Genomic DNA, 10,708 nt, shown 5'->3' with positions numbered 1-10,708 from the left:
TTTTTATGAACGGTTTTGATATTTTTTGCCAATATTTTTGCTCAAAAAACACTCAAAACTAAAAATCACATACACTCTATAAGGCTTTCAGCCTAAAAACAATCCACAATTTTTGCGGATAAACCTTGGAGTAAGTTTTCATATTAAAGCTTGATAATATTATTTATATAAATTATATTATTTATATAAATAATATTATCAAGAGTTTACTTGTGACACACGATGAAATTTTTAAATGCATTGTCGATGCTGTAAATAATGCTCCTAGAAATAGACAAACTGCTGAATTACATATTCAAATGATTAAATACGCTGATGAGTTGAAATCCATCACATCTAAAGAATTCTGTGAAGAAACAAAGTTTCCGATTGGATACGGTTCCGAATTTAGCAAAATGCGGAATATAACTGAACGTTTAAAAGCAGCTGGATTGGATGTATCCAAACTTTAAGCCATATCATTATTTTTAGAAGAGTTCATTTTGAAAGTTTTATCTTTATTTTCAGGTTGTGGTGGTATGGATCTTGGTTTAGAAGGCGGCTTCTTAGCACATAGATCGTCTATCAATAGTGATTTATATGCTTCTTATATTTCAGACCATGATGAAAATTATGTTTATTTAAAAAAAACAGGATTTGAAACTGTTTTTGCTAATGATATTTTGCCTTTTGCAAAATTGGCTTGGTGTAATTTTTTCAAAAATAGAGTAAATCAACCTGAAAATATCTTTCATTTAGAAAGTATCGTTGATGTTGTCAATAATATTGAGAATAAGCAATTTTCCTTTCCCAATGATATTGATGTAGTGACTGGTGGATTTCCATGTCAAGACTTTAGCTTTGCAGGTAAAAGAAAAGGGTTTGATTCTCATAAAGATCATAATGGCATCATTTATAATGAACCAACTGAAGCTACGCGAGGTCAACTATATTTATGGCTGAAAAAAGTAGTTGAAATCACAAAACCTAAAGTATTCATTGCAGAAAATGTAAAGGGGTTAGTAACTTTAGGCGATGTAAAAGACATTATTCAAAAAGATTTTAGAAATATTGATGATGGGTATGTTGTTCTTGATGCTCAGGTTCTTAATGCTAAAAATTATGGAGTTGCTCAAAATAGAGAAAGAGTTATTTTCATTGGTATATCAAAACGTTATGCTAACAAAAAAATCTTAGATGAACTAATTTCTTTGCAAGAAAAATCTGAAGTCTATCCATATCCACCATATACTCATGGTACTGATCCAGAGCTAAAACCATATGCGACTTTAAATCAAATTCTAGCTCATCTTCCAGAGCCTGAGTTGGCAAGCACAGATAAGAGCCAACAATCTTATTCTAAGGCTAAACTTTTCAAAAAAACTCAGGGCAATATTGAAGTTAACATGAATGGCCAAGCTCCAACTATTAGAGCAGAACATCATGGAAATATTGAGTTTAGAAGATTATCCAAAGAAAATGGCGGGACTAATCTATCTGAATTACATCTACCACAAAGACGTCTCACAGTCCGCGAGTGCGCTTTAATTCAAAGTTTTCCACCAGATTATGAGTTTGTATTTAACTACGGAAAAGCCAATTCAGTATCAGCATCGGCCGCATATAAAATTATCGGTAATGCCGTTCCTCCATTATTAGGATTTGCAATAGGCAGGCATCTTAGTCAAATATGGGACAAATTATTTAAAACATGAATTTACTATTCCATATTTTGAATATTATTTAGAATCATTTTCATATCTGAATCATATGATTCAACGATACATACAAAGTCTTTTAGATGACTATATTTTTTTAAATTTCTAATCCAATAACCTATGGTTGTACTAGAACAACCATAGTATTTAGCAATATCTTTGTAATAGACGTGATAGTTAACATGTAATCCATAGGCTATTACATGCTTCTTACCAATGTCAGTTTTCAAAAACTTCTTATTTAACATTTAAATAAAATGATGATTTACTTTTTGATCAATATTTTATCAAGTATACGAGCTATTATTTCCTTATTTTTTCCTTTGAGCATTGTAGCTTTTAGAGCTAATTCAATTGTTTCATTCCACTGCATACGAATATCATTAATATTCTCTGTATCGTATACGTTTTTCATTTCAATCGTTGGCTCAGATGTCAGTAATTCATTTATTATTTTTAAATTATCATCATTTACGAGTAATTGAAGTTTTTGAGGAAAATCCTCTCCAAAACATTTTTCTTTCCCACCTGCTGTAAAATTATCTCGCATTGAATTACTAATAATATTTCGACTCAAAAAAAATAAATTGGAATTTTCATATTTAGAATTTGTAGTTCCAAATAAATCTTGAGGGTAAAGCACAATGGCTTCACACACTAATTGTCTTTGCTCATCCGAAGATAATTGCTTGAAAAATTTCAATTCTAAATTTTGGAAAGTTTCTGAAGTACGCTCACTTTCTTCATCACTAAGGAACCAAAACTTAGTGTTTGATTTCTTTGCCTTATCTTTAAAATACTGTTTAAAAACATCAAATGGACTTTCTTTAGCACAAACATCTTCATAACTTGTATTTAATAATGAAAATATATCTGTTCCATCATCTAAATCCATATCAATCAAATATCTAGGGGAATGTGTGACAGCAACACTTTTCACACATTGAGAAAATTCTTTAATTTTTATATTTATTTGATTATTAATATTTTTTCCAAATAAAATGAATATTTCATCCAATCCTAAAACTTTAGTTGATTCATTAATACTTCCTCCTAAAGTTTCCCAGTTTTTAGATTTACTACTTTTAACCTCAATACCAAATTTTCCAACGTCTGTAGTTACAATCACATCAGGAAATCTATGAGCATCTTCATCATATTCAACTAACCAATTTTTATAATTTGCCTCATTTGAAATAACTTCTTTAGCACATGTTGCTGTCAATATTTCTAAGTGCTTCCATGTATCAAACTTTGGATAACTTTCTAATTTTTCCTGTAAAAAAACTAAAAATTGGTTAAATTCATCCATTACTAATAGCCTTATGAAACAAAAACATAAGGTTATACTCTGTTTATACTAAAATTAAATATATTTATTTAACATAAAATCTCTTCTACGAAATGCACGTGTTAGAACCCAATTAAATCTTTAATTGGGTTCACATCAAATACTCTATTGATCACGATAAGCTCGAACTTTCTCAAAAATTGGATAAAAGTCCAGACCATCATCCTTCATATCTGAAATTATGACCGCAATTACTGCAATCGTAGTGGGCACTTTACCGTTCTTTTTATAGTTGGTAATGGAGTTCGCGTTCATATCTAAAAGCGCTGCAAATTCTTTAATAGAAAGGCCAGACTTACCTATAAGTCTTTGAAATTCTTCGTAAGGCATAGTTTAAAAAGCAGAATTGTTCTGATGGAAAAGTATAGCACAGATCATTTATTTACATTTAAACACATAAATAATGTGATTAACACACTATTTATGTGTTTAAATATTCCCATATCCTTCTTTCAGGACATATGAAGAAGGTGTTTTTAATTATTTCTTCTTAAAATGAGGCATAACAATGGGTAATTTAAACTTGATTAATCATTTATACCTTTCTGAAAATTCTAGAAAAATTGGAACACAGCTAATTAAAGATTTCTCAATTAATAGATCTTACAATCTGGGGTTATTTTTAAACGTCAATAAATGCTTTGACGATCGAGAAGCAACATTGGTATGGACGCAGCATCATCTTGATCAACATATAGATGATGATTACGAAGACGTTAAACGCGCTTTTTTAGCATTCTTTCCTGATGGAGCATTTATGCAATTTTGAGACTGTTAATTGAATAGCTAGACTCCCTGAATGGTCCTTTTAAAGGACCATTACACAATTTACAGTCCTACAGTCAGTTTACCTGTCACAGATTTTTGAACGCTCTATCAAAATCCAAAACTAGGACCATCAAATCCTTTCGTTTTTCTTGTGCCTGCTTCTGCTTTTCTTGCTCTAGTAACTTTTGCTTATTCAATTCTACCTCATAGTAGGGTTTGTACAGCTCATAACGATTTTCAGCTCTCAACCGATTAATTTCTACAATCATGTCCTGTTTTTGCTGATAGCGAACTGGATCACTTTCTTTGGCAAACCGCAGTGCCTTATTCATCATCGGCACATCTTGCAGATTAGTATCGTATTTTTTATTGTAATCCTCATTGGATAGACAACTCACCTCATTCGGAACCTCTACCTTTAGCCCTCTAATTTCAATAATTTTGGTCGGTGCATAGCGCTGTAAGCTGTCATTAATCAGCTCTTCAGTTTTCTGCCGATACAACTGCAACTGTGCTTTGCCCATCCCTAACACATCTGCCGTGAGCTTTTGTGCACCGCCTTTCTCTGGCTGCTCAGGGTTATAACGCTTAAAAAACTGCTCCGGTGTTCGCTCAATACCATCAACATGGCGTTCACTGTAAATCAAATGCAAATGCGGCTGATCTTGTCCCGCCAAAGCGCCAGCATGATTATGAATCGCGCAAGTAAAAGGATAGCGATAACGGTCAGCAAACTCTTGAATAAACTGCTCTGCCAATTCGATACGTTGTTCCGATGTAAGCTCTTTTGGTAATGCCACCACCAAACTTGAACAGACTCGACCATTTTTACGTTCATACAGATCCGAGGCCTGCCAAAATTCTTCCGGATTCCCCTCGGCAAAGCTCGGCATATTACCTGAGCAAACAAACTCAAGTTGTTCATGAACATGATCTTTATGTTGTGCAAATTGTGCAGTTCGAGTGATGTAGTGAAAGCGCTCTTTGGCCGTTCTAGGCTTGTTATTTTTACCACCTTTTTGGGGCGGATTTTTACTGTTGTGTTCAAGATTACAGAAGAACATATTTGCGTCTAGCCCTCAGGTTATTTTTGATGTTGTAACGACACTTTTTTTGCAGCAACACACATTTTTGATGTTGTAACGGTAGATCGCTATTGCAGAAACAAATGTCAAAAATGCAGCAACAGTACTCTGATAGATACAAATCAATAACTTACGTCTCTAATGGCCTGCGGAGCACGAGGAGAAGTGTTTCTAATTCGATATAATTGCGTTAGTAATTATATCGAATTAGAAACACGGAAACGAGCTAATAAATTAAATAAAATGTTCCCACATTTTATTTAATTTATTCATGCCGCCATATGCTACTCTACTGATATCTGATTCATGTGTTTTTTGGGGTGCTGATCATGGTGAAACGAGGTCGTCCTGCTAAAGTTTTATCAAATGAAGATCTGATTCAATTGCAGCAGTTTTTAGAAAAATTACCGTTCCTCACTGAAATCCAATCTCATATTTTAAGTTCATTATTATCTACAGAAAAATTTGATGAAGAGATATTCAAAAAGTTTAAAACTGTAGATCGCTATAGAGTGCTATATCAACAACGCCAAATCTTACTTGAACAGATCAAACTCAAAGCACATAACCAACAAAAACTAATGGACAATGAAGTTGAAATTTTAAGTTTGGCCCAACAAGATCAGGATCGAGACACCTGGTTTAGACTAGAGCGAGCCTTAGAGTCTTATCAAAAAATCCATAAGGCGGTTCTCAATGACCGTATACGCCTCGAAAATGAGCATAAACGCGAAGTTCTAAACAAATCGAGGAAAACCCTTACCGAAGCACAAATCAAGCGTAATGAGGAAAACAGACGCAAATATGAATTAGGTGGTGCAGTATTAGCAGCCTTTAAAAAATTGAATATTGATATTAGTTCGGAAACACCAGATCAAATCACCAATAGAATTGTCAATAACACTCAATTCGCATATAGCGTAAGAACAAGTAAAATATTTAAAGAGATTACTGAACAGAACAACAATTTTTTTAAACGACAAAATTTATTTCTTGATGTTCTTGAAGGCCTATCAACTTGGGAAAGTAATCATAAGAAACTATCAACGATAGAAATTGAAAAACACCAACATAAACATGAATAGTCCTGATTATTTCAACTTAGAGTCCCCATAGTTGAGCGAGTGTCTACGAGCGGCTCAATCAAAATTCGCGCCTAGACTCTCTGAAAAACCGCTTTTTAGGCTGTGAAGCCTAAATAAGCGTAAATCACATACAGAAAATTGAGCCTAGACCGAGCGTAGCGAGTAAAAAAGCTCTATGAGCAAAGCGAATTCCGAGTTGTTTTTGCTTTTTGCTAATTCACGGAAACTTTAACCAAAAAATTGCCCCGACGAATCGAGCGAAAGCGAGATTCAATAGAGTTTGAGCGTAGCGAAAACCAAGGGCAATTTTTCATGATGTATGCTTTTAATTATTTTAAATGCTTTTAAATGCTTTTAACCAGCCTGAAAGCCTTGATACGAAATGGTTTCAGAGTCCATTAAACTAGGTTTATCGATCCATTAAACTAGGTTTATCGACCCATTAAACTAGGTTTATCGACCTTTAAAGCTAGGTTTATCGACCTTAAAGCTAGGTTTATCGACCTTAATAATTTAAATAGACACACTCATTTAAATAGTCTATTTTACAGACTAGTTTAATTAAAAATTTATTATTAGAAATGAGTGAATTAGTCGTTAAAGATAATGCCTTAATTCAGGCTAGCTATACGTTAGATACCGTTGAACAGCGATTAATTCTTCTAGCTATTGCTGAAGCCAGACAAACAGGCCATGGGATAACAGAAAATAGTTTATTGGAAGTACATGCCAGTAGTTATATAAATACGTTCAATGTTGAAAAGCATACTGCCTATACAGTCCTTAGAGATGCGTCAAAAAGCCTCTTTGATAGATATGTCACATACCATGACGTTAATCCTAAAACAGGTAAGGATCGTAGTTTCCATTGCCGTTGGGTTGATAAAATAGGTTATGAAGCTCAGTCAGGCATTGTCTTTTTAAGATTCACTCAAGATATCGTTCCTCTCATAACTAGGCTAGAAGAAAACTTTACTAAATATGAGTTACAGCAGGTTTCACGCCTAACCAGTTCTTATGCTATTCGGCTCTACGAATTGCTGATTCAATGGCGATCAGCAGGAAAGACGCCTGTGTTTGATCTGTCTATCTTTAGACAGCAATTAGGCGTTGAATCTCACCAATACAAAACTATGAGCAATTTCAAAACCTATGTTTTAGATTTCGCACTCAATCAAATAAATGAGCTAACCGATATAACAGCTAAGTATGAACAACATAAGAAAGGACGTACCATTTCAGGATTTTCGTTCACTTTTAGACAGAAAAAAAATGCCTCGAAAAAAGAAATTAAGAATGAAAATCTCTCAGATTTTTTCTCAAAAATAACTGATCCTCAACGTCACCTATTTGCCAATAAGCTCTCTAGACTATCTGAAATGAGCATTTACTCTCAAGGTACAGAAACCTTCGAACAGTTTGCTGTCCGCATAGCAGAAATGCTTAAAGACGCTCAAAAATTCGAAGAATTATTCCCTTATCTTCAAAAAGTTGGCTTTGCATCTGCCTAAAATTTAAACTTGATCATTTGTCTATTAGACAGTCTAATAGACAGTCTATTTTTACAAGTTTAGGCATAGGTTTACAGGATGAAAACCCTTACAGTTCTTGAACTTTCCAAGCTCTACAACATCAATAGACAAACGATTTACAACAACATAAAGAAAGGAATTTTAAGTAAAAATTCTGAGAATAAGATTGATCTAGCGGAAGCAATCCGTGTTTTTGGGGAACCCGTCAAAAAACAGGATGTAAAAGAATCTGTAAAAGTAGACAGTCCAAATTCGGCAGAAGTTTTACTGCTTAGACAGCAGATAGACATGTTGAAAAATCAGCTTGATGATGCCAAAGATCGGGAATCTTTCTATCAAAACCAAATTGAAACGATGCAACGCCTATTAGAAGCCCCAAAACCTAATATGACTACGTTTACCGATCAAGAATTAGTGCAACCCAGCATAGTCAAACCAGATCCCGAACCTGACACAGCAGAAGCTAAACATGACGGATTGACTACTCTGGAGCAGAGGGAAAATAAGCGGATTCCAGTACCGGAGCACATTGAACAGGAACCGGAAAAAAGGGGCTTTTGGAGCCGTTTTTTTAGACCCTATGATTAACCACGATTGTTTAACTAATATGAACAAAGTCGTGAAACATTGCTCAAAGAATAGGCGTGGAACGTGAAAAATCATAAAAAAAACCCAAACAGTGATGTTTGGGCTATAAACTTTGAAATAAGTATTTGAATTTCAAAATAAATTATAACACATTTCGTATAAGGTGTATTATGTTAATTGTAGGAAAGATTAAAAATCAATTTCTGAAAATGGCTCTAGTTTCTTTTTTTGAATTTCCTGTTTTTCCTTTTCTATCTTTCTTGAATGGCTTTCAGATAATTCTTCTGAGTACTTTAAAAGTCTATCAACCCACTTTCCGAATCTAAATTGCGTGGTATATCTAACTCGTGTGCCATTAACTCCATCAAATTTATGAGATCTCATTTCAGATTCATACAAAATAGTACCATCATGCATAGTAACTTTGCCCAATATAAAAAATGATTCTGCAGTATGCATAGTTGCTAAAACTGGACGATAATTAATAATACATGTTTCCCATTCAACTTCTCCCATTTCATCTTTTTCCCTATCTCCACCATTGACAATATTCTTAATTGCCTCATGAATTTTAAATTCCTCCGCTTTTTCTTGATTTTCTTTTATCTGAATATCTTCAGAAAAGAATGGAGATACATCTAAAGGTTTATGTTCGAAAATTTTTCTAAAATTAAGCATAGTGTTAATCCTTTTATTAATCTAAATATTACTTACTAGTTAAGATTTGTAGAGAACGGCATGCGCTCACGTTTATATCTACAAAATCTTTCCAGTCCATTTTTGAAGAAAAAAACAACTTGTATTGAAGATCAACCCGACAAATATCAGGTCGATCTTCATAAATCGAGCATGTATTATCACTAGATAAGTACTTACAGCTCCCATCACCTTTATCTAAATAAGCTGTTAGTTCAGAACGAAATACTTGCTTGCAACAACAGCCACATTGAGTACAAGGAAATGGTGTCTGCATTTAAAATTCAATTTTTTCTATATTTGGATCATTCAGTGCCTGAATTATTTTTTCAGCTTCTTTTAAAGGAGAGGATTTAACAATAGTAGTAATACTTTCCATTGCTACATTAACTAGATCCATATTCCCAGCCTCAATACCTTTATCTAAGCGTTCAAACATCTCATCAATTGAATGACGTCTTTCCTTGAAGGTTTCAGCTAAATAGGCTTTTAGAAACTCTGTTTGCTGTTCAATTTTTCCAATATTAACATCTCGCCAAGCATGTATTGCCTCACGTTTTGTTGTTTCAGCCTGCACAGTCATCCTATATTCATGATGTGCATCCGCAAGCATTTTAAATGCCTGAAAAGCCATATCAGGTGATGGTTTTGGAATAACCGTGACATTTTTTAGCACTTTAGTAGCTTTCATAAGCTCTTGCTTAGCCATGATATGAACCCTTTCTTAGATTGTTAAAAACCCTTGGCAGGTATGCTTAATATTTTTAATAGGAGATCCTTCATCATCTATGATTTTGCAATCTAACAAATCTTTTAGAATTTTAGTATTTGCAATCATTTGTTTGAACGCTTGCGGATTTGAATCATCATCAACTTTCATAGATTCAAATCTATCGACCAATTGATTTAAGGTATAAATAACTTCATCAGCATTTTTTTGAATACCATCTAAAACAGTTTCAATCATATTTATTTCTGAAACTGCTTTATCAACCTGAGCTGAATATTTCACAGCTTTTGTTAATGCTTCTTCAGCCTTACTCGCAAGCATAAACCCGCCAATAGCCAAAGCAGGACCAGCCACAATCCCACCAAGAGCTATCATTCCTCCAGCCATTCCAAAGCCACCACTTGCAATAGAACCACCGCCCAGCCAAGCTAGTGTTGCATTAGTCGCGGCTACTCCTGAAAGGCTTGAAATTGCAGTTCCTGTAGACGCTGAAGCTAATAACCCAACACTACTATATGCACCAAACCCAGCTAGTGCTCCTCCAGCTGTTCCAGAAAGTAAGCCCGCTTCTAACTTTAAGGAGTTAAGAACCATAGCTTCCATTGCCTTAATTTCTTCAATAGAAATAGAAGATTCAAAATTTTCTAACTTACCACCCGCATTTTTAGATCTTTTTATCACATCAATAGTGTGTTTAATTTGATGTGTGAATATACTTAACTTCAGGCGACCTAGTTCTTCTAACTTGGTATTAGTTTCTTCCTTTTGATGTTCTAAATGCTCAAGGGCTTCATCATAAATAGACTGTGCATTTTCTCCAATTTCTTTAGCCTCTTTCATATTACCTACAGCCTTGGCACCTTTAAAAACACCTGTTGCTCCCAAAGCTGCTGCAGCTCCCCACAAAACGATTGGTAATGGCATATTTTTTCTCTTATCAAGTATATATTTGTATTGAATATTATATGAAAGTTTTGTTTTTAACATCACATTAACGACTTAAAATGTCGCTTAAAGCGCACTAAAAAATATTTTATTTTTCTATAAATTCTAAGTTCATTTAACATAATGGTGGTTATACGAAGTACACTTGTATATTAATATAAAAATCAATGACTTAAAATTTCACACTCAACCCTAAAATCCGTAAAAAGCCGACTTTGAAACAAGTCGGCT

Annotated in this window: 12 protein-coding genes; 6 read left to right on the top strand and 6 right to left on the bottom strand. The window is 33.9% G+C overall.

The features are described from left to right. The first annotated feature begins 212 nt into the window (after positions 1-212). Both GGG_RS0117455 and GGG_RS0117450 read left to right on the top strand, forming a co-directional pair. The gene (locus GGG_RS0117455) at positions 213-452 is read left to right on the top strand and encodes a hypothetical protein (RefSeq protein ID WP_010117292.1); all 240 of its coding nucleotides are present in this window, start codon (positions 213-215) and stop codon (positions 450-452) included. 30 nt (positions 453-482) lie between these two features. Then, entirely contained in the window at positions 483-1,694 is a 1,212-nt protein-coding gene (locus tag GGG_RS0117450; RefSeq protein ID WP_010117291.1) for a DNA cytosine methyltransferase, read from the top strand. Between the two features lie 268 nt (positions 1,695-1,962). Here the strand turns inward: GGG_RS0117450 and GGG_RS0117440 are convergent, their stop codons facing one another. Beyond that, the gene (locus GGG_RS0117440; protein WP_010117281.1) at positions 1,963-3,009 is read right to left on the bottom strand and encodes a hypothetical protein; all 1,047 of its coding nucleotides are present in this window, start codon (positions 3,007-3,009) and stop codon (positions 1,963-1,965) included. A gap of 144 nt (positions 3,010-3,153) precedes the next feature. Further along, positions 3,154-3,378 carry a hypothetical protein gene (locus tag GGG_RS0117435; protein WP_005155906.1) on the bottom strand — a complete coding sequence of 75 codons (225 nt, stop codon included), beginning with the start codon at positions 3,376-3,378 and terminating at the stop codon, positions 3,154-3,156. A gap of 178 nt (positions 3,379-3,556) precedes the next feature. Between GGG_RS0117435 and GGG_RS0117430 the strand changes: the two genes are divergently transcribed. After that, positions 3,557-3,817 carry a hypothetical protein gene (locus tag GGG_RS0117430; RefSeq protein WP_010117277.1) on the top strand — a complete coding sequence of 87 codons (261 nt, stop codon included), beginning with the start codon at positions 3,557-3,559 and terminating at the stop codon, positions 3,815-3,817. 85 nt (positions 3,818-3,902) lie between these two features. Here GGG_RS0117430 and GGG_RS0117425 read toward each other — a convergent pair whose 3' ends face one another. Further along, positions 3,903-4,880, bottom strand: a complete 978-nt coding sequence (locus tag GGG_RS0117425) for a MobA/MobL family protein (RefSeq protein ID WP_010117276.1) — start codon at positions 4,878-4,880, stop codon at positions 3,903-3,905. A gap of 350 nt (positions 4,881-5,230) precedes the next feature. Here GGG_RS0117425 and GGG_RS0117420 point away from each other — a divergent pair, with 350 nt between their 5' ends. From GGG_RS0117420 to GGG_RS0117410, 3 genes are all read left to right on the top strand, one after another. Next, positions 5,231-5,986, top strand: a complete 756-nt coding sequence (locus tag GGG_RS0117420) for a hypothetical protein (protein WP_010117275.1) — start codon at positions 5,231-5,233, stop codon at positions 5,984-5,986. A gap of 581 nt (positions 5,987-6,567) precedes the next feature. Further along, a complete protein-coding gene (gene repM, locus GGG_RS0117415; protein WP_010117274.1) occupies positions 6,568-7,497 on the top strand; it encodes a replication initiation protein RepM in 930 nt (309 codons plus the stop codon). Positions 7,498-7,575: 78 nt separating this feature from the next. Beyond that, entirely contained in the window at positions 7,576-8,106 is a 531-nt protein-coding gene (locus GGG_RS0117410) for a plasmid replication DNA-binding protein (RefSeq protein WP_010117272.1), read from the top strand. Between the two features lie 189 nt (positions 8,107-8,295). Here GGG_RS0117410 and GGG_RS0117405 read toward each other — a convergent pair whose 3' ends face one another. The 3 genes from GGG_RS0117405 to GGG_RS0117395 all read right to left on the bottom strand — a co-directional run bounded on the left by GGG_RS0117405 (position 8,296) and on the right by GGG_RS0117395 (position 10,519). Further along, positions 8,296-8,784 carry a hypothetical protein gene (locus GGG_RS0117405; protein WP_010117270.1) on the bottom strand — a complete coding sequence of 163 codons (489 nt, stop codon included), beginning with the start codon at positions 8,782-8,784 and terminating at the stop codon, positions 8,296-8,298. Positions 8,785-9,079: 295 nt separating this feature from the next. Then, positions 9,080-9,511: a hypothetical protein gene (locus GGG_RS0117400; protein WP_010117264.1), complete on the bottom strand. Its 432-nt coding sequence runs from the start codon at positions 9,509-9,511 to the stop codon at positions 9,080-9,082. Positions 9,512-9,526: 15 nt separating this feature from the next. Further along, positions 9,527-10,519: a hypothetical protein gene (locus GGG_RS0117395; protein WP_227500510.1), complete on the bottom strand. Its 993-nt coding sequence runs from the start codon at positions 10,517-10,519 to the stop codon at positions 9,527-9,529. Between the last annotated feature and the right edge of the window lie 189 nt (positions 10,520-10,708).

The sequence above is a fragment of the Acinetobacter sp. P8-3-8 genome (assembly GCF_000214135.1).
GTDB lineage: Bacteria > Pseudomonadota > Gammaproteobacteria > Pseudomonadales > Moraxellaceae > Acinetobacter.
Note: the sequence above shows the minus strand (reverse complement) of the source record. Positions and strands in the feature narration are given on the sequence as shown.

Coding starts and splice junctions, on each gene's coding strand:
- GGG_RS0117440 (WP_010117281.1), bottom strand. CDS start 3,009: ATGGATGAATTTAACCAATTTTTAGTTTTTTTACAGGAAAAATTAGAA.
- GGG_RS0117435 (WP_005155906.1), bottom strand. CDS start 3,378: ATGCCTTACGAAGAATTTCAAAGACTTATAGGTAAGTCTGGCCTTTCT.
- GGG_RS0117430 (WP_010117277.1), top strand. CDS start 3,557: ATGGGTAATTTAAACTTGATTAATCATTTATACCTTTCTGAAAATTCT.
- GGG_RS0117425 (WP_010117276.1), bottom strand. CDS start 4,880: ATGTTCTTCTGTAATCTTGAACACAACAGTAAAAATCCGCCCCAAAAA.
- GGG_RS0117420 (WP_010117275.1), top strand. CDS start 5,231: ATGGTGAAACGAGGTCGTCCTGCTAAAGTTTTATCAAATGAAGATCTG.
- repM (WP_010117274.1), top strand. CDS start 6,568: ATGAGTGAATTAGTCGTTAAAGATAATGCCTTAATTCAGGCTAGCTAT.
- GGG_RS0117410 (WP_010117272.1), top strand. CDS start 7,576: ATGAAAACCCTTACAGTTCTTGAACTTTCCAAGCTCTACAACATCAAT.
- GGG_RS0117405 (WP_010117270.1), bottom strand. CDS start 8,784: ATGCTTAATTTTAGAAAAATTTTCGAACATAAACCTTTAGATGTATCT.
- GGG_RS0117400 (WP_010117264.1), bottom strand. CDS start 9,511: ATGGCTAAGCAAGAGCTTATGAAAGCTACTAAAGTGCTAAAAAATGTC.
- GGG_RS0117395 (WP_227500510.1), bottom strand. CDS start 10,519: ATGTTAAAAACAAAACTTTCATATAATATTCAATACAAATATATACTT.